Origin of the sequence: Bombella dulcis, from assembly GCF_026385505.1 — a bacterium.
In the GTDB taxonomy this organism is placed as follows: domain Bacteria; phylum Pseudomonadota; class Alphaproteobacteria; order Acetobacterales; family Acetobacteraceae; genus Bombella; species Bombella dulcis.
The window spans coordinates 234,586-252,485 of the sequence record NZ_JANIDV010000002.1 but is presented as its reverse complement, the minus strand read 5'-3'; the positions used below and the strand labels follow the sequence as shown (position 1 = coordinate 252,485).

16 protein-coding genes are annotated in these 17,900 nt (G+C 58.2%); 4 read left to right on the top strand and 12 right to left on the bottom strand.

Annotated elements, in window-relative coordinates:
- Positions 1 to 8: 8 nt before the first annotated feature.
- Genes rbfA through rimP form a run of 5 tightly spaced genes read right to left on the bottom strand, consistent with a single transcriptional unit; the run spans position 9 to position 6,001 of the window.
- Complete coding sequence (rbfA, locus tag NQF87_RS04585; protein ID WP_266127238.1) at positions 9 to 452, bottom strand: 30S ribosome-binding factor RbfA; 444 nt, start codon at positions 450 to 452, stop codon at positions 9 to 11.
- Positions 449 to 3,181 carry a translation initiation factor IF-2 gene (gene infB / locus NQF87_RS04580; protein ID WP_266127237.1) on the bottom strand — a complete coding sequence of 911 codons (2,733 nt, stop codon included), beginning with the start codon at positions 3,179 to 3,181 and terminating at the stop codon, positions 449 to 451. The genes rbfA and infB overlap by 4 nt, the downstream gene beginning before the upstream one ends.
- A 16-nt stretch (positions 3,182 to 3,197) precedes the next feature.
- Positions 3,198 to 3,863, bottom strand: coding sequence for a DUF448 domain-containing protein (locus NQF87_RS04575; RefSeq protein ID WP_266127236.1), 666 nt, complete (start codon positions 3,861 to 3,863; stop codon positions 3,198 to 3,200).
- Complete coding sequence (gene nusA, locus NQF87_RS04570) at positions 3,838 to 5,379, bottom strand: transcription termination factor NusA (RefSeq protein WP_266127235.1); 1,542 nt, start codon at positions 5,377 to 5,379, stop codon at positions 3,838 to 3,840. The genes NQF87_RS04575 and nusA overlap by 26 nt, the downstream gene beginning before the upstream one ends.
- A 34-nt stretch (positions 5,380 to 5,413) precedes the next feature.
- Positions 5,414 to 6,001, bottom strand: coding sequence for a ribosome maturation factor RimP (gene rimP, locus NQF87_RS04565; protein ID WP_266127363.1), 588 nt, complete (start codon positions 5,999 to 6,001; stop codon positions 5,414 to 5,416).
- Between the two features lie 158 nt (positions 6,002 to 6,159).
- Between rimP and NQF87_RS04560 the strand changes: the two genes are divergently transcribed.
- The 3 genes from NQF87_RS04560 to NQF87_RS04550 all read left to right on the top strand — a co-directional run bounded on the left by NQF87_RS04560 (position 6,160) and on the right by NQF87_RS04550 (position 9,137).
- Positions 6,160 to 6,840 carry a hypothetical protein gene (locus tag NQF87_RS04560; RefSeq protein ID WP_266127234.1) on the top strand — a complete coding sequence of 227 codons (681 nt, stop codon included), beginning with the start codon at positions 6,160 to 6,162 and terminating at the stop codon, positions 6,838 to 6,840.
- An 84-nt stretch (positions 6,841 to 6,924) separates the two neighbouring features.
- On the top strand, positions 6,925 to 8,208 hold the full coding sequence (locus NQF87_RS04555; RefSeq protein ID WP_266127362.1) for an AAA family ATPase: 1,284 nt from the start codon (positions 6,925 to 6,927) through the stop codon (positions 8,206 to 8,208).
- On the top strand, positions 8,205 to 9,137 hold the full coding sequence (locus NQF87_RS04550; protein ID WP_266127233.1) for a hypothetical protein: 933 nt from the start codon (positions 8,205 to 8,207) through the stop codon (positions 9,135 to 9,137). The genes NQF87_RS04555 and NQF87_RS04550 overlap by 4 nt, the downstream gene beginning before the upstream one ends.
- Positions 9,138 to 9,156: 19 nt before the next feature.
- Here NQF87_RS04550 and NQF87_RS04545 read toward each other — a convergent pair whose 3' ends face one another.
- Both NQF87_RS04545 and NQF87_RS04540 read right to left on the bottom strand, forming a co-directional pair.
- Positions 9,157 to 10,665, bottom strand: a complete 1,509-nt coding sequence (locus NQF87_RS04545) for an ABC transporter substrate-binding protein/permease (RefSeq protein WP_266127361.1) — start codon at positions 10,663 to 10,665, stop codon at positions 9,157 to 9,159.
- Positions 10,666 to 10,769: 104 nt separating this feature from the next.
- The gene (locus NQF87_RS04540; RefSeq protein WP_266127232.1) at positions 10,770 to 11,513 is read right to left on the bottom strand and encodes an amino acid ABC transporter ATP-binding protein; all 744 of its coding nucleotides are present in this window, start codon (positions 11,511 to 11,513) and stop codon (positions 10,770 to 10,772) included.
- 186 nt (positions 11,514 to 11,699) lie between these two features.
- On the opposite strand from NQF87_RS04540, the gene ccmA reads away from it, so the two are divergent.
- The gene (gene ccmA / locus NQF87_RS08845; RefSeq protein ID WP_407651999.1) at positions 11,700 to 13,022 is read left to right on the top strand and encodes a heme ABC exporter ATP-binding protein CcmA; all 1,323 of its coding nucleotides are present in this window, start codon (positions 11,700 to 11,702) and stop codon (positions 13,020 to 13,022) included.
- 5 nt (positions 13,023 to 13,027) lie between these two features.
- Here ccmA and NQF87_RS04525 read toward each other — a convergent pair whose 3' ends face one another.
- From NQF87_RS04525 to aroQ, 5 genes are all read right to left on the bottom strand, one after another.
- Positions 13,028 to 14,092: a hypothetical protein gene (locus NQF87_RS04525; RefSeq protein ID WP_266127231.1), complete on the bottom strand. Its 1,065-nt coding sequence runs from the start codon at positions 14,090 to 14,092 to the stop codon at positions 13,028 to 13,030.
- Positions 14,093 to 15,364, bottom strand: coding sequence for a DNA cytosine methyltransferase (locus tag NQF87_RS04520; protein ID WP_266127230.1), 1,272 nt, complete (start codon positions 15,362 to 15,364; stop codon positions 14,093 to 14,095). It lies immediately after the preceding gene.
- Between the two features lie 114 nt (positions 15,365 to 15,478).
- Positions 15,479 to 16,834, bottom strand: a complete 1,356-nt coding sequence (accC, locus tag NQF87_RS04515) for an acetyl-CoA carboxylase biotin carboxylase subunit (RefSeq protein WP_266127229.1) — start codon at positions 16,832 to 16,834, stop codon at positions 15,479 to 15,481.
- Positions 16,834 to 17,298, bottom strand: a complete 465-nt coding sequence (locus tag NQF87_RS04510; protein ID WP_266127228.1) for an acetyl-CoA carboxylase biotin carboxyl carrier protein — start codon at positions 17,296 to 17,298, stop codon at positions 16,834 to 16,836. The genes accC and NQF87_RS04510 overlap by 1 nt, the downstream gene beginning before the upstream one ends.
- On the bottom strand, positions 17,295 to 17,744 hold the full coding sequence (aroQ, locus tag NQF87_RS04505) for a type II 3-dehydroquinate dehydratase (protein WP_043561671.1): 450 nt from the start codon (positions 17,742 to 17,744) through the stop codon (positions 17,295 to 17,297). Before aroQ ends, NQF87_RS04510 begins: the two co-directional genes overlap by 4 nt.
- Positions 17,745 to 17,900: the final 156 nt, after the last annotated feature.

Below are 17,900 nucleotides of genomic sequence, written 5' to 3'. Positions count from 1 at the left end.
GCCCAGCCTCAGTCCATATCGTCTGAAGCTGGATCATGACGCAGATCACGCTGGACTTCCGGAGAGCGGAGAATGTTCTCCACTTCCATCGCATGTTCCAGAGAGGTATCAGGCTGAAAATGAAGCTCCGGCACAGTCCGCAGGCGCAGAGCAGAAGAAAGCCGCTTACGCAGGAAGGAAGCAACACGCTTCAGTGCTGGCAGGACAGCCTCTATGTCATCCCGTCCCAGACGGGTGACGAACACGGTGGCATGACGCAGGTCCGGGGAAACACGCACCTCCGTCACCGTGACAGTCACGCCATACAGCTCCGGATCACGAAACTCCGTTCTGGCAAAAACCTCTGCCAGAACATGACGGACCTCTTCTGCAACACGCAGCTGACGGGTGCTTGGACCGACAGAGCTTTCGCCCGCCGGCCCGAGGAGATCAAAGGAAGGCCGTTTCTTCAAGCCGGAATCTCTTCCATTTCATAGCATTCAACCACATCGCCTTCCCGCAGGTCATTATAACCGGCGAAGGAAAGGCCGCACTCATAGTTATGGGCCACTTCACGGACATCATCCTTGAAGCGTTTCAGCTGGCTCAGCTCACCCTCATGAATGACAACGTTGTCACGCAGCAGACGCACGCCACAGCCACGCTTGACGACACCTTCGGTAACGTAGCAGCCAGCCACCTTGCCCACCTTGGTGATGTTGAAGACCTGACGGATTTCCGCATAACCGAGGAACTTCTCGCGGTGCTTCGGTGCGATGCGGCCCTTGACCAGTTTCTCCACATCATCAGAGACCTGATAGATGATGGAATAATACCGGATGTCCACACCATCACGCTGGGCCAGCTCACGGGCCTGCACGGTGGCACGCACGTTGAAGGCGATGATGACGGCACTGGAGGCCTTGGCAAGCTGGACGTCACTCTCGGTGATCTGACCGACACTGGCATTCAGGACACGGACAGCCACTTCCTCATGGGACAGCTTCTCCACCGTTGCCTGGATGGCCTCGGCAGACCCCTGCACGTCAGCCTTGACGATCAGGGCGACTTCCTTCTGCTCACCAGCCTGAATCTTGGCCAGCATCTGGTCCAGCGTACCACGGGCAGCAACCTGCATCGCCGTCGCCTTCTCATGTGCCTTGCGCTGGCGGAATTCGCTGATCTCACGGGCACGGTTCTCGCTGTCAACCACCACGAACGGCGCACCGGCATCCGGCACCCCACTCATGCCCAGAATTTCCACAGGAACGGACGGACCAGCCTTCTTGATCTGTTTACCGTGATCATCCAGCAGGGCACGGACACGCCCCCAATGGGCACCGGCCACGACAATGTCCGTCCGGTTAAGCGTTCCCTTCTGGACCAGCACGGTCGCCACGGAACCACGGCCACGGTCTAGACGGCTCTCAATGACGGCACCTTCAGCGATCCGGTTCGGATTGGCCTTCAGGTCGAGAATCTCAGCCTGAAGCAGGATGGCTTCTAGAACCCTGTCCAGACCATCACGCTTGAGAGCGGAAACTTCCACCTCCTGCGTGTCGCCACCCATGCTTTCCACCACGATCTCATGGTTCAGCAGCTCATTGCGGACACGGTCAGGGTTGGCACCCGGCTTGTCCATCTTGTTGATGGCCACGATGATCGGCGCACTCGCTGCTTTGGCATGTTTGATCGCCTCGACCGTCTGCGGCATCACGCCATCATCAGCCGCCACGACCAGTACCACGATATCCGTCACGGAGGCCCCACGGGCACGCATGGAGGTGAAGGCCTCATGGCCAGGCGTATCGATGAAGGTCACCTTCTGGTCTGAAGACAGCGTCACCTGATAGGCACCGATATGCTGGGTGATGCCCCCGGCTTCACCATGGGCCACATCGGTAGTCCGCAGTGCATCGAGCAGGGAGGTCTTGCCGTGGTCAACATGGCCCATGACCGTCACCACAGGCGGACGGGGCAGCAGGTCTTCCGGCTTGTCCTCGATCCCTTCAATACCCAGCTCGACATCATTGTCTGCCACACGCTTGATACGGTGACCGAATTCGCTCACGACCAGCTCAGCCGTATCGCCGTCGATGCTCTGGGCAGCCGTTGCCATGACGCCCATCTTCATCAGCATCTTGATGACCTCACCCTGACGGGCCGCCATACGGTTGGCAAGCTCACCCACCGTGATGGTTTCCGGTACGGTCACGTCACGCACGACCCGGACCTGATCGGACCGCAGACGCTCCAGCTCGGCCTGACGGCGTTCACGGTCACGCTGACGGCGGACGGAAGCCAGAGAGCGTGTCTTGCCATCATCACCTTCGATGGCAGCACGCACGTCAATGCGGCCGGAACGACGGTCCTGACCACCGGAGGCACGCCGGGACGCCGGACGGCGGGACTGCGTGGATGAACGACGGGCACCCCCACCGCCTCCGCCACCACTGCGACGGGGGGCTGCCGTACTCTCATCATCAGCGGCAGAGGCGGCAGCACCGGCACGACCACGCAGATGCAGGGTCTCACCGGCCGCGGAAGCAGAACGGGTTGAAGCCGCACGGGAAGATGCCGCCGTGTTCAGCGGACGGCTCGGCATGATGGCACGCTCGGCCAGAGGACGCAGACGCTTGGTCGGCTCGGCCAGCTGCACCCCACCCGTGTTAGAATCTGGACGAGAGAGCACCACTTTCTCAACTTTCTCGTCACGAATAACGACACTGTCACTGTCCTCCTCACGCCCTCCTCTCTCAACTGAGCGGATTTTAGCTCCCGTACGCACGCAGCTTTCCAGTTCAGCTTTCTTACGCGCTTCCTCCTCGGCAGCGGAACGGATGCGGATTTTCTCGGCTTCCTGACGGGCCTCTTCCTCGGCACGGGCGGCGGCGGCGGCCTCAGCCAGAACCCGCTGACGCTTCTCCTGCTCGGAAGCTGTCAGGCCACGGACGCCCGTTGCGGCACGACCACCACGGCTGCCTGCCGTACGGCTTCTCTTGGGCTTGCGCACCTCGACCTGGACCTCCTTGGAACGCCCGTGACTGAAGCTCTGTCTTACGGAGCCAGCCTCCACAGTCCGCCCAACATCCTTGCGTCCTGCCGGACGCAGTGACAGGCGACCGGAGCTTTTGCTCTGCCCTTCTTTCGGGGTCGTCCCCTTTGGAGTTCCGTTCTGGTTGCGCTCGTTGCCGTCGCTCATAATTTCTGCCTGTTCCTTACTGCCCTACCGTATCAGGGCCAGGGAGCATACCTTCGGTCACTCCCGTAAATCTCTTATATTCTGCCTTCAGGCGATCTGCCAGCGCACCGGGAGCCATCACGGCATAAACTGCACGTTCCCGCCCGAAAGACGCTGCCAGAACAGCCCCTGGCACCCAGACCACCGGTAAGTCCCGCTGGCCCGACAGCAGACGGGCCACCTCATCCTGACTCGCACCTGCTGCACAAATGACAACCCCGACTCTACCAGCAACGATCCGTTCCCGACACTTCTGAAACCCACAGACTGCTTCGCCAGCGCGTCGGCCCAGACTGATACCATCCAGAAGACGCTTTGCCAAACCATCCCTGACAGACTCCACAAGTCCCTCAGGCAGTTCCACTTTCTGCCGTGCTGCACGGGAGAAAGCCCGGGCAAGCTGTTTATCTTCCAGAACGGCCCTGTCTGCCAGCAGCCACATGCCACGACCGGGCAGACGGACGGACAGGTCCGCCACGACCCTGCCATCCGGCCCCACGACAAACCGCAGCATGTGCCCCGGTTCACCATGAGTCCGGCTGACCAGACAGCGACGCTGGGAGAGGGCACGATGCCCCCGCCCCGGCGGACCATCATCAGTGTCAGGGATGGACTCCTCAGTCGTGACTCGAGTCTCCCTCACCAGCATCTCCCTCACCCTCGAACCAGTGAGCACGGGCCGCCATGATGATCTCATTAGCCTCGGCTTCCTCGAGCGGTTCTTCCCCACCCAGAAGCTCGATCAGCTCATCGGCAGCCAGATCGGCCAGATCATCCAGTGTCTTGATGCCCTTCTCGCCCAGCTCAACCAGAACCTGAAGGGAGAACACGCCAAGACCGACCAGATCATCACTGACACCCAGCTCACGCCGACGCTCATCCAGCGCACGCTCACGGCCAGCCAGATAATCATTGGCACGGGCCATCAGCTCTTCAGCCACGGTTTCATCAAAACCTTCGATGTCATGCAGCTCTGCCGGATCAGCATAAGCCAGATCCTCGATGGTGTGGTAACCCTCTGTCACCAGCAGGCCCGCAATCACGTCATCCACATCCAGCTCGTTGACGAACTGGCTGGTACGCTTGCGGAACTCCTCCTGACGACGTTCGGATTCTTCCGCCTCGGTCAGGATGTCGATGTCCCAGCGGGTCAGCTGGCTGGCAAGACGGACATTCTGCCCACGCCGGCCAATGGCCAGGGACAGCTGTTCATCCGGTACGACAACCTCGACACGTCCGGCATCCTCATCCATCACCACCTTGGTGACTTCAGCCGGAGCAAGGGCATTCACCACGAACGTGGCAGCCTGCGCACTCCAGGGAATGATGTCGATTTTTTCGCCCTGAAGCTCGGCCACGACAGCCTGAACACGGGACCCCCTCATGCCGACACAGGCACCGACCGGGTCGATGGATGCATCACGGGACTCGACGGCCATCTTGGCACGGGACCCCGGATCACGGGCCACGGCCTTGATCTCGATGATGCCATCGTAAATTTCAGGCACTTCCTGTGCAAACAGCTTGGCCAGAAAACCCGGATGCGTACGGGAGAGGAAAATCTGCGGGCCACGGGGTTCATCACGCACATCGTAGATGTACGCACGGACACGATCGGAGTTGCGGAATTCCTCACGGGGAATCATCTCATCACGACGCAGAAGCCCTTCGGCATGGCCGCCAAGCTCCACCATGAGATTCCCATATTCCGTCTGCTTGATCGTCCCGTTGATGATCTCGCCCACACGATCCTTGAACTCATCATACTGACGCTTACGCTCATATTCACGCACGCGCTGGACGATCACCTGCTTGGCCGTCTGGGCGGCAATGCGCCCGAAATCAATCGGCGGCAGGGGGTCCACGATGAACTCGCCTTCCTGAATCTCCGGCCTGAACTTCCGGGCGATCTTCAGCGGAATCTGGGCGTCCTCGTTTTCCACCACCTCGACGGCTTCAATCCAGCGGCTCAGGCGAACCTCGCCCGTCTTGCGGTCAATCGTGACACGGATGTCTTTCTCATGCCCGTATTTTGCACGGCCAGCCTTCTGGATGGCCTGCTCCATCGCTTCGAGCACCTGCTCACGATCGATATTCTTTTCCCTTGAGACCGCATCAGCAACCAGAAGCAGCTCGGGACGGGTAACAGATGTGTCCATCAGATCGGACCTCCAACCAGCATAAGACGGGTCATCAGTTCTTCTTCCCCGGCTTTTTGGGTTTCAGCTTCGGCGCACGGCGGGGCGCACCCCCGGCCTCAGCCTCTTCTTCCTGCACCACACCAGCCAGTGCGGCACTCGCCTCAATCAGCTCATCCGTCAGGACCAGACGGGCCTTGCGCATGTCATCCAGAGACAGGGCCACTTCCTGCCCGTCATCCAGACGGAGCAGACCATGCCCGTCACGCTCGCCAAGGACGATCCCGGCGAAACGCTTGCGCCCGTCCAGCGGCACGTCCAGTTCCACCCTGGCCAGATGCCCGGCAAAACGCTCCCAGTCCTTCGCACGGGTCAGCGGGCGGTCAATCCCTGCGGAAGAGACCTCCAGCATCCATGCACCCGGGATCGGGTCATCCACGTCCAGCACGGCACCGACGGCGTGGCTGATCTGCTCGCAGTCCTCAACACTGATGAGGGAGCCGTCAGCCCGGTCCGCCATGACCTGCACGGTCGGTGTCTCATGACCGAGAACGGAAAGACGGGCCAGCTCATAGCCCATATCAGCCAGAGTCGGCGCAATCCTGTCCGCAATGCGTGCCTCAAGCCCGCTCAGACGGCGGATCCCATGAGAGCTTTCCCCATCATGGAACGTGACGGACTGGCCGGACGAGTCCGGCGATGTGGAAAAATGATCCAAAACAAAAAAGGCGGCCCGTCAGGGCCACCCCCCAAAAGAGCGGAAAGTGAAAACGCTCCCCTGATACGACAGAGCCACCCCCAATGCAAGCATTTCCCATCCATCCCGACATAACCGTACCGGAAAGCTCCCATCTCCTTTCCAGCCTTGTTCTCCAGCCGGAAATGGTGCCAAATACCGTCATGGAACAGCCTTCACCCGCACAGGAACCTCAGAAACAGTCCCTCTGGCGTCCCGTGGCCATGATGGCCGCTGCCGTCGGGCTGGGTGGTGCTCTGCTGGCCTTCCACGAACGGGCCTCCCAGCCGGAAAAGCCTCAGCCCCAGCCGCAGATGCAGGCTTCCAAGCAGGCCGTTCCCGTGCTGGAAGGTGCCCTCACCCTTTCCATGCTTCCTCCCGATGAAGCGGCACGGGCCATTGCGCACGGTGTCTTTTCTGACCAGCAGAAACCAGCCCTTCTGGCGGCCCTGAAAGAAAACCGCATCCGTCTGGCTGCCATGCCCCTGGCCGACGCAGAAGGCCATACGGGGCAGATACTGACTGTAAGCGGCGGCGGCATCAGCCAGCAGGTCGTACTTGGCCCCAGAGCCAGGGCCGTGCTGCTCCCCATCGCCCGGGAAGGCATTGTCACGCTGACCCGTACCAGTCCGGCAAAAATGGGATCCGTTTCCGTTGCGACGCTGGACATGTTCCATAATGTCGTGGTTCTGCCCCCCCTTACCCAGACCAGCCCATCCTTCGCCGTCCCGGTGATCGTGCAGTAACAGACAGGAAAAGAACTTGACCCCATCCCGTCCTGCCCGTGAAAACAGGGACTTCCCCTCCCGGCAGGAGTGCAGAAGCCCATGATGAAATCCCTGATCCCCTGGCTGTCCCGCATGATGCCCCTGATGATGGCGGCCTTCCTCATCCTTGCAGCCGTCCAGCTGGCCCTGATGCTCCAGCTCTCGCCTGCAGCCATGCTCCACGGGCTTCTTGTGGCCGCCAGCTGGGCACGTCCCGGCTATCTTCCGGCTGGAGCCATCGGACTTGCCCTCTCACTTGCCGGGGTGTTCTACTGCCTCTCATCCGACCGTCTGGCCCGCCGTGGCCTGCGCCATAGAAAGAGTCTTCTCATGGATGTTCTCAGCCGCCTGACTAACCGTACTGCACTGGAAGAAATGCTGGCCCGCCAGCAGCGTGAAAGTACCATCAATGCCGAAGAACTGGCCGCCGCCCTGCGTGCCCGTGTCATCGGGCAGGATCAGGTCTGCGAGGACATTGCCCAGCAGCTGCGCCGCCGTCTGGCCCTCCAGACCCGCAACCGGCCCGTTGGTGTCTTCCTGCTGGCAGGCCCCCCCGGCACGGGCAAGACCTATCTGGCCAAGCAGATTGCCACCCAGACGGAACGCCCGCTCCTGCATTTTGACATGACGCAGATGTCCAGCCCCCATGCAGCCACACAGCTCTTCGGGTCACCCAAGGGCTATGTCGGTTCCGACACGTTCGGGCGTCTGACGGGAGGTCTGAAGGAGCATCCTGATGCCGTTGTCCTGCTGGATGAAATCGAAAAGGCGCATCCGGACGTTTTCAAGAAATTCCTCACGGCCTGGAATGACGGCCATGTAACGGAAGCTTCCACCAATGAGCTGGTCCCCACCACACGGGCCATTTTCGTCCTCACCTCCAACATTGCCACAGACGAACTGAACGCCATCGCAGACCGCCTCGCCGACGAACCTGAAAAAATGCGTGCCGAATCGACTGAAGCCCTGCGTCGTGCCGGTTTTGCTCCGGAAGTCCTGAACCGTCTGGACCGCATCTTTGTCTTCCGCGCCCTGCGTGGGCTGGACCTCGCCCGTGTCGCCGCCCTTGAAATCGAACACATGATCCGTGGTTACGGCCTGAATGTCGAAGCGGGCGGTATTGACCCGGCCCTCCTGTTCGAAATTCTCCAGCGGCAGCAGAAGCTGGGCAGCATGGCCAGTGCCCGTGACATTCTCCGCTCCATTGAGGACATGATCAGCGACAGCCTCATCACGGCACGTCAGCAGGGACGGACCCATGTCCATCTTGTCATGGCAGGTGAAGGGCAAATCAGGGCGGAAACCAGCGAAGAGCCACAGGAAAAAATGAACAAGGCCAGCCTGTGAAAACCTTCTTCGGTACAGTCTTTTCCCTATGGAAACAGGCCCCGCTCTGGCGGCTCTGCTTCATCATGGGCATCGGGAGCATGATCCTGGCAGCCTTCTTCCCCACTCCCTGGCTGAAGCAGCAGGCCCCCTGGCTCCCCGGAACGGCCCCGCAGACCACACATCCGTCGCACGGAGCAGCCTCCGATGAGACATCGACAGGTCACAGTGAGGCAGAGACTGGTCCTGCCGGGCAGATGCCGGTTCATCTGCAATATCCCAGCATGTCGGAAGTCGTACGGAATCACGTTGTCCTGGGGGGACATACCATACCCCTGCCCAGAGGCGAATGGCATCCCATCCTTTCAGCCCAGATCAGCAGCGACTCCCCCCTCTCTTTTCTGGCCCTTGTCCGCACGCATCAGGGGGCTGTCACCGGGCTGATCATCGCTCAGGCCACCCAGCAGCCCATCCCGCTGGACCGGGCTGGGAATGCAACCAGCATCTGCCACGATGACCGCAACTTTCTCAACCACAGCCTGCCTCTCTCCCCCGCCGGAGAAGACTGCATCGGCTCCGGTACCGTCGTGATCCAGGGCAGCGATGTCAGCACCAATCCCCTCATCAACCAGTCCATCGCCCGCCTCCAGGCTCTTGGTGTCACTCCCATTCCTCCACTATTTCTGGCCGTCCAGTGGCGGCACGTTGCCGCCACGGCGGATGGTCAGGCCCAGGTGGGCCTCGTGGACACGCTCATTCCACCACTAGACTCACAGACACACCAGCTTCTTGCCCCCATTCCTGTCTGGGGAAAAAGCATTCCGGATACCTATCCTGAAGCCAGAACCTTCCTGAACCAGATGCGCAGCTGGGCACCTGAATGGCAGAAGGCCCTGCAACTGGGCTTTGACAACCAGTTACAGGGCCATGCCATTCCACGGGACCCGTAGGTTTCTCGTCCCGGGACCGTCAGTGGTGCCCCTTGGCCACTACACGGCCCATGCGCTTCTCCGCTATGCGGGCGAGGCGCACGAAGGGCAGCCCGACGAGCAGATAGGCCGTCCCCACCATCAGTCCCGTACCGATATAGTCATAGTAGGTGGAGGAAAGCCGGATGTAGGTCTGGCTCAGCTCCGTCAGGGTGATGACGGACACGAGCGAACTGTCCTTGAGCAGGGCAATGAAATCATTTGTCATGACCGGCACCACGGTGCGGAAGGCCTGAGGAACGATCACCAGCCGCAGGGCCTGCATGTGGGTCATGTTCAGGGCAATGGCCGCTTCCATCTGACCACGGGGCACGGAAAGAAGCCCCGCCCGGTAGTTCTCCGCCTCATAGGCCGCATAATTCAGCCCCAGTGACAGCACGCCGGCTGCAAAAGGAGACAGCCGAAGCCCGAAAGCGGGCAACCCGTAAAAAATGAACAGCACCTGGATCAGCAGCGGCGTGCCTCGCACGACCTCAACATACACCCCGGCCACCCAGCGCAGCGGGGCCATGCCATAAGCCCGGGCCAGAGCCAGAACCAGCCCAACAGCAACAGCCAGCACCATCGCCAGAGCCGACACGCCGAGTGTCATCAGGGCACCGCTGGCAACCAAGGGCAGAAAACTGACATAGCGATGAACCATCGCCTGCATGCTGCTGCCGGACATCCGCTCCATCGTCTGGCGATAATCCGTCCATGCCGTCGGCTTGATCATTGGCAGGGTCTGATCGCCCGTATAATCCGCCATCTGTGGCGTCCAGAGATTCCAGCGGGCCAGAATCTGATGGAGCGTCCCATCACTCATGAGATCACCCAGCACGGAATCCACCGCATCCCGCAGACCGGGATTATTCTTGGGGAAGGCGATCCCATAGGCCACACGCCCGATAGGCGAACCAACCAGTTTCAGGTCATCCGAACGGTAATAAAGGGCGATCGGCTCATCAATCAGGATAGCATCAAGACGCCCGTTCTTGAGATCGGAAAACAGGTTCGTCTCTTCATCATAGGAACGGACATTGGATGGGTCATGATCCAGAAGAAGACGCTCGGCAGCCGTACTCTTGATGGTCCCGACCACATGGCCCTTCAGGGCTTCCAGCGTGTCCAGTCCCGTTTCACTGTTCCGCAGAACGATCCGGTCCACCGTCACATAATAGGGCCGGGAGAACAGCACGGCCGCCTTATGTTCCGGCGTCATCTCGATACCATCAATGACCAGGGCGTACAGGTCCCGTGACAGGCCGGGAATCAGACCATCCCATCCATTCTGCACGAACCGCCCGTGCCGCCCCATCCGGGCACTGATGGCCTGCATCAAATCATACTCAAAGCCGGTCATCCGCCCTTCATGCGCCGGGTCATGAAAAACATACGGAACATTGGCTTCACCATCGGACGCCCAGGGCAGGTCCCGCTCATCCGTGGCACCGGGCACACGCAGCGGAGCTGCCGGTGATGCGGGGGCCTTCGCACCCGCTGCCACCATGTCATCCGCCAGAGCATGACTGCCCGGACCAGCGACCCCCCAGACCCCGCACAGGGCCAGAGCCAGCGCAAACATCACACGCTTCATCATCGTAGCCCCCGTCATCAGAGAAGTGTCCGCAGGAAACGCCGTGTCCCCGGCTCACGCGGATTGGCAAACATCACGTCAGGGTCACCGCTTTCGACGATCTGTCCGGCTTCCATGAACAGCACCCTGTCCGAGGCGGCCCGGGCAAAACGCATGTCATGCGTCACGACCAGCTGGGTCATGCCCTCGGCATCCAGTGCCCGCATGACGGAAAGCACCTCTTCGGAAAGTTCAGGGTCCAGAGCGGAGGTGGGTTCATCATACAGCATGACGGAAGGCTTCATCGCCAGCGCACGGGCAATGGCCGCCCGCTGCTGCTGCCCGCCGGAAAGCCTGTCCGGGTACCGGTTCTGCACGGCAGCCAGACCAACCTTTTCCAGAAGCTCACAGGCGATCCTGTGAGCCGTCTGCTCTTCCATGCGCTTGACCTGGATGGGGGCCAGCATGACATTCTCCAGCACCGTACGATGCGGGAACAGATTGAAGGACTGGAAGACCATGCCCACATGGCCCCGCAGACGGTGGGCCTTGACCTCATCCGCCCGACGCCACTGGCCGGTACTGGCCACGGTCACGCCCTCCACCTGCACTTCACCTGCATCGGGATGTTCCAGAAAATTGAGACAGCGGAGAAAAGTCGATTTCCCGCAGCCCGATGGCCCGATAATGGAAATCAGCTCCCCCCGTTCCACATCCAAAGAAATCCCACGCAGAATCTCATTTCCACCAAAAGACTTGGCGATACCGCTCGCCTTCAGCACCCAGTCAGTCAGTTCCGAACACCCCTACAGCACGCCACAGCGTGGAACTGCCACCCTGTAGTCATTCACCATTGCGCTTTCTAACCATAACCGCCCTTTAAGCAAAACATCCTTTTATGTATTTTCCCTTTAACCAGACAGATTTTCCTGCCCGTCTCCTCATGCCGCTCCACATGAAACACCCTCATGGCCCCTGTTCCGCCCCGCACGCCGCCACCCCCCCTTCTCGAGCTGGATCATGTCCGGCTGGAGCGGAGTGGCCGCTGCCTGCTGTCTGACCTTTCCCTGCATCTGTCATCTGGCGAGGCCCTCCTTCTTACCGGTCCCAATGGCACAGGAAAATCATCCCTTCTCCGCCTGGTGGCAAGCCTCTGCCTACCTGCGGCCGGCCGGGTGACACGGACAGCCGACATTGCCTGGCTGGGGCCGGAAGATGGCCTGAAACCGGCCCTGACGGTTGAGCAGAATCTCCGGCTCTTCTCCCCCCATAAAACGGAAGCTGTCCATGCCGTCCTGCTTCATCTGAAACTGGCGCATCTTCTGGACTGTCCTGCCCGTCTGCTCTCACTGGGCCAGAAACGCCGTGTGGCCCTGAGCCGCCTTCTCCTGTCCGATGCCTCCCTGTGGCTGCTGGATGAACCGGCCAATGCACTGGATGCCGACAGCCTCGCCCTGCTGGATGCCATGTTCAGCACGCACCGTGACCGTGGCGGTGCCCTCATCGTGGCTTCCCACATCCCCCTGAACATACCGGACAGCCGTCAGCTCACCTTCGGAGCCTCACCGTCCCTGTCTTCCGTCATGACAGACACGGTTCCCCCACGGACGACTTTCCCGTCTCCCCGCAGGCGACATGCTTTTGCGAACCATCTACGCCGGGAATTCTGTCTTGCCTGCCAGAACAGAACCGACCATCTGGCAGCACTGCTCTTTCTCATCCTGTGCAGCAGCCTCTTCCCGCTTGCACTCGGCCCTGCTCCGGCCCTGCTCCAGCAGACCGGTCCGGGCGTCCTGTGGGTCTGCACCCTTCTTGCCTGCCTTCTGCCGCTGGAACGCCTCTATGAGGCAGATGCCGAGGACGGATCACTGGACATCCTCCAGATCACCCTGCATCCGGCCCTCATCGCCCTAGGGAAGATGCTGATGCACTGGCTGAGCAGCTGTTTCCCGGTCATTCTGGCAACGCCCCTGCTTGCCCTGCTTTTCCAGATTCCATTTTCGGTCCTGCCCGTCCTACTGGCAGGGCTGACCCTGGGCAGCCTGACCCTGGCCCTTACGGGCGGCATGACGGCAGCCATCACGCTGGGAGCACGACGCAACAGTCTGCTGCTCCCCATCCTGACCCTGCCTCTCATGACACCGAGCCTCATCTTCGGGACGCTGGCCTGTGCTTCACCAAAAGGCCCCTCCTGCACGGCCAATCTCAGCCTGCTGGCAGCCCTCTTCCTTCTGGCCCTGCCCGGCTGCCCCCTCGTGGCCGGAGCCAGCCTAAAAGCAGCACAGGACTGAAATATTCAGCCGAAAATGAGGTCATCAAGAAACAGCCCAACCTGTTTATATTCTCTGGAAAAATTCTCCGATACCATGCCCTTCCACTGCCGGATCCGGTCTGGTTCTATCTTCTCGACACCCCATGTTTCACATAAAAAATCCGCATTCGCCTCAACAATCAGTGAGGCAACAGTAAGCCAGTGATCGTGAAGCTGAATCAATTTCTGGGGGACGTCAAAAAACTCATGTCCTGCCTTCCCTTGGACAATTCCTCGACCTCCCGCCGTAAAAAAATCACGCGTCGCCAATACCCCATGATTTGTAGCAAGCCACAAAAAGAACCTCTCATACTTTGTGGACTTTGAACTAAAAATACTGGGAAAGAAAGCAAAACCCTTTTCTATAAAACCAGCCCGTTCTTCCTTACTCAATTTACCAGACAGCCGGACCGTCATTGGAGCAGACGTATCTTCCTCTGGATTGACATGGCTCCCAGTCCACCACAAACTTTCCCCTTCTCTCAATTTTTTCTTATAAAAATTGACTATCTTATGAACTGTTTCATTCGGTGGTTGACGTATCTCATCATACGTTGTTCCCATTTTATCAAAAATAGTCTGACCATTTTCCAAATTCATATCAATTTTGTATCGTGGGAAGTGTGTAACAACTACCTCTGACAAACACTCCTCATATGAACGCATACGGAATTCAACAGGATCCGTCAGTTTTCCAAATATTAGAAATATCTTTTCTATACCCTTTACCCTTGTGCTCTCATTAACACTCCCCCCAAGTGTAATCCACTTATCATCTTTGGAACTCTTCACTTCAACACCGTAACATTGACGTGCTATGATGTCAGGAAACCTTTGTCCGGAAATTATCTCAATAGTATTCTCGAACGAAGTCCCCAGTGACTGCTCTTTTAAAGAATCCGCAACATCTTCCTCCAAAAGTTGAGCATTTCTCTTTATAAAATACTCACTTTTATACTTTGCACACTCATTCAATCGTTTATTCGTCCGCTCAAGTATATTACGAAATTCCTCAAATAAATCTACCCTATTTTCATTGAAAACAATCATTCAGGAATCTCGTCCAAAATATAAATCCCACTTACTCTGAAGATTATGCGCAATATGATATCCCAACAAGGGCGGAACAGCATTCCCAATAATTTTATAAGCCTCAGATGCAGAAACACCCTTCCGTCCTGACTGTGGAGGAAATACGAATTCATAATCATCAGGAAATGTCTGTATCCGGGCACATTCCCGAACTGTCAAACGCCTTTCTTCAAGGCCTGTCTGCAGTTCTTCTAAATTCATGCCACCATGTTCTGCAGAAAGTCTTCTGAATTCTATATTCCCATGATGCTCAGAACGAATAGTCGGACCAATACCAGACAGTCGTATCTCGCTCTGCCCCTGACAATGTTTTCCCATGTACTTCGCCTTAGAATATTTTTGCTGGGAAAGATCAGATGTTTTGTCCGGCTCCAACAGTCCTCCAAGAGCCTCCCTCAAACTCACAGGCTTCACCAACGCCTCACCATTATTCGTATAAGCATGTGTTGGCTTTGGGTAAGGATCAAAACGTTCATCCAAGGAAGGCTGAGAAAGTGCGGCCAAGGCCTCTGGCGTTAGAGAAGACCTTCGGAAGCCGATAAAAATAACACGTTCACGCGACTGAGGGACACCATAATCAGCCGAATGCAATACTTTCGCCTCGACAACCAGATACCCATCCTCGGAAACAGATCTAAAGTCTCTCTCTATTATTGATTTCACATCATGAAGATTGACCAACCCCTTGACATTTTCAGCGATGAACACTTTTGGTTTCGTGATCTCTATGACCTCTCTCATCCACATATAGAGCTTTCCCCTACTCTCCAGACTAGGGAAAACATCCTCCGAGAGCAGGCCCCTGTGATTCTTGGGTGATTTGAATCCTAATCTTTTCCCCGCAACTGAAAAATCCTGACAGGGGAATCCTCCTGTAACAACATCAACATCACGAGGAAAAACCGATTCTCCCTGTCTATGATGTCTTACAAGATCAACAACACTTCCAAGATGGTATATTTTATCATCCATCCCAAATTTTCTGAAATAATTATCCCACGCTGCCTTGGCACCATCCCTGATATCATTGGCAAATACAGTATTGAATCTTGTCTTTGGGAGCAAAACCCACCGATCATCTCCACCAGTATCCTGCTTCCATTCAGGGTGGATCATATCGTTGATCGATGAAGCAAGCACCTTGAAGCCTCCTTCAAAACCAAGATCCAATCCACCACACCCCGAAAACAGGGATAACACATTGTATTTTCTTCCGGGCAAATCAGACATTTATTGAAAATACCCTCCAACACATCAAAATAAATCAATCTACACTCCATGACTCATAGAAAAGGCCGCTTCCGATGACAGAAGCGGCCCTTTCCCATTCCCAAGCAGAAATCTTCAGACTTTGTCCGCCTGAAGTTTCGCCACGAAGTTTTCCAGCCAGTGAATGGTGTACTCACCCTTCCGGAACTCAGGGTCATCCAGAATTTTCTGATGCAGGGGAATGACCGTCTTCACGCCTTCCACCACACATTCCGTCAGGGCCCGCTGCATACGGGCAATGGCCTGTTCACGGGTCGGCGCATGAACGATCAGCTTGGCGATCATGCTGTCATAATAAGGCGGAACCTTATAGCCAGCAAAAAGGGCACTATCCATGCGGACACCCAGCCCGCCCGGAGCATGGAACATCTCAACCGTACCCGGATTGGGTGCGAACGTCTCCGGGTCTTCGGCATTGATGCGGCACTCGATGGAATGCCCGGACATCACGATGTCTTCCTGGCGGTAGCTCAGCTTTTCACCGGCCGCCACACGGATCTGCTCACGCACGAGATCCACGTCACAGACCATTTCCGTCACCGGATGCTCCACCTGAAGGCGGGTGTTCATCTCGATGAAGCAGAACTGACCATCCTGATAGAGGAACTCGAGCGTACCGGCATTACGGTATCCCATGCGTGACAGGGCATCCGTGACGGTCCTACCAATCTCGTTGCGCTGCTCGGGCGTGATGACGGGAGACCCGGCCTCTTCCAGCAGCTTCTGATGACGACGCTGGAGAGAACAGTCACGCTCACCGAAATGCACGACATTGCCGTGCGTATCACCCATGATCTGAAGCTCGATGTGACGGGGCTTGTCGAGATACTTCTCCAGATAGACCTCGTCATTGCCGAAAGCGGCGTGGGCCTCCGTCCGGGCCACGCTCCATGCTTCTTCCAGCTCATCCGCAGTCTGGGCCACCTTCATGCCACGGCCACCGCCGCCGGCAGCCGCCTTGATGAGCACGGGATACCCCACACGGGCCGCAACCTCACGGGCTTCATCAAGATTCCGCAGGGCACCGTCAGAACCGGGCACCAGCGGCACGCCAAGAGCCTCCATCGTGGTCTTGGCCGTGATCTTGTCACCCATCATGCGGATATGTTCAGCCGTCGGACCGATGAAGGCAATGCCATGCTCTTCCACCGTCTCGGCGAACTCAGCATTCTCGGACAGGAAGCCATAGCCGGGATGAATGGCCTCCGCCCCGGTGATGGTCGCAGCGGACAGGATGGCCGCCACGTTCAGGTAAGAATCACGGGAGCTTGGCGGCCCGATGCAGACAGCCTCGTCAGCCAGACGCACATGCATGGCATCAGCATCAGCCGTGGAATGCACGGCTACCGTCTTGATGCCCATCTCACGGCAGGCACGCAGCACCCGCAGTGCGATCTCGCCACGGTTGGCAATCAGGATCTTGGAAAACATTACTCAATAATCGCCAATGTTGCCCCGAACTCGACCGGCTCACCAGAAGCCACGCAGTAGCGGACCAGCTTGCCCGCACGGGGAGCCTTGATCTGGTTGAAGGTCTTCATCGCCTCGATGAGCATGATGGTCTGACCGGCAGACACCTGTGTCCCTTCCTGCACGAAAGGCGGAGAGGACGGGTCCGGCGTCAGATAGGCCACGCCCACCATCGGGCTGGGGACAGCACCGGGATGAGAGGACGGGTCCGCAGGGGCGGCAGCGTCCCCGGAGGCCGGAGCGGCGGATGCCGCTGCGGGAGCGGGAGCTGCTGCTGCCGCAGGAGCGGCGGCCTGCACGGTCACATTCCGGGCGACACGAAGGCGGCTGTCACCTTCGGAAACTTCAATCTCGGTCAGGCCTGTATCCGTCAGGATATCGGCCAACGCCCGAATGGCCTCCTTGTCCACGAGCATACGGCTCATCCTTCATCCTCAATCATATCTGCCACCGCCTGCAGGGCGTGGGCATAACCTCGTATCCCCAACCCGCAGATGACCCCGCGGGCTGCCTGTGAAACATACGTATGATGACGAAATGCTTCCCGGCGATGAATGTTAGACATATGCACCTCAATCACCGGCAACTCAACCGCCAGAAGCGCATCAAGCAAAGCAATTGATGTGTGCCCGTAAGCCGCAGGGTTGATGACGATACCGCTTGCACGGCCCCGGCACTCCTGCACCCAGGACACAAGCTCCCCCTCGCCATTGGTCTGGCGGAAATCAATCGTCACATCGAGCCGCTCCGCAGCCTGGAGGCACAGCTGCTCCACGTCATCCAGTGTCGCTTCACCGTAAATCTCAGGCTGTCGCAGACCCAGCATGTTCAGGTTCGGTCCGTTCAGGACAACAATAAGAGGTCGCTTCATCTGGACGGCTGATAGCATCTTCATATTCCTCAGGTAAAGTCACTCTTTTATGCCCGAATGGCATGAAGACCTGCAATTACCTGACGTTTCACGGGGTTTTACCGGCCCCGTGCTGGCCCGGAGAGCCAAATTGTGACACAATCCGCCCCCCAGCAA

What these genes read in the sequence shown, in the direction of transcription:
- NQF87_RS04510 (WP_266127228.1), bottom strand. Translation starts at nt 17,298, where the DNA reads ATGAGCCGTATGCTCGTGGACAAGGAGGCCATTCGGGCGTTGGCCGAT.
- aroQ (WP_043561671.1), bottom strand. Translation starts at nt 17,744, where the DNA reads ATGAAGCGACCTCTTATTGTTGTCCTGAACGGACCGAACCTGAACATG.
- NQF87_RS04545 (WP_266127361.1), bottom strand. Translation starts at nt 10,665, where the DNA reads ATGGTGGCAGCGGGTGCGAAGGCCCCCGCATCACCGGCAGCTCCGCTG.
- ccmA (WP_407651999.1), top strand. Translation starts at nt 11,700, where the DNA reads ATGGCCCCTGTTCCGCCCCGCACGCCGCCACCCCCCCTTCTCGAGCTG.
- nusA (WP_266127235.1), bottom strand. Translation starts at nt 5,379, where the DNA reads ATGGACACATCTGTTACCCGTCCCGAGCTGCTTCTGGTTGCTGATGCG.
- infB (WP_266127237.1), bottom strand. Translation starts at nt 3,181, where the DNA reads ATGAGCGACGGCAACGAGCGCAACCAGAACGGAACTCCAAAGGGGACG.
- NQF87_RS04525 (WP_266127231.1), bottom strand. Translation starts at nt 14,092, where the DNA reads ATGATTGTTTTCAATGAAAATAGGGTAGATTTATTTGAGGAATTTCGT.
- accC (WP_266127229.1), bottom strand. Translation starts at nt 16,834, where the DNA reads ATGTTTTCCAAGATCCTGATTGCCAACCGTGGCGAGATCGCACTGCGG.
- NQF87_RS04520 (WP_266127230.1), bottom strand. Translation starts at nt 15,364, where the DNA reads ATGTCTGATTTGCCCGGAAGAAAATACAATGTGTTATCCCTGTTTTCG.
- NQF87_RS04555 (WP_266127362.1), top strand. Translation starts at nt 6,925, where the DNA reads ATGAAATCCCTGATCCCCTGGCTGTCCCGCATGATGCCCCTGATGATG.
- NQF87_RS04560 (WP_266127234.1), top strand. Translation starts at nt 6,160, where the DNA reads ATGCAAGCATTTCCCATCCATCCCGACATAACCGTACCGGAAAGCTCC.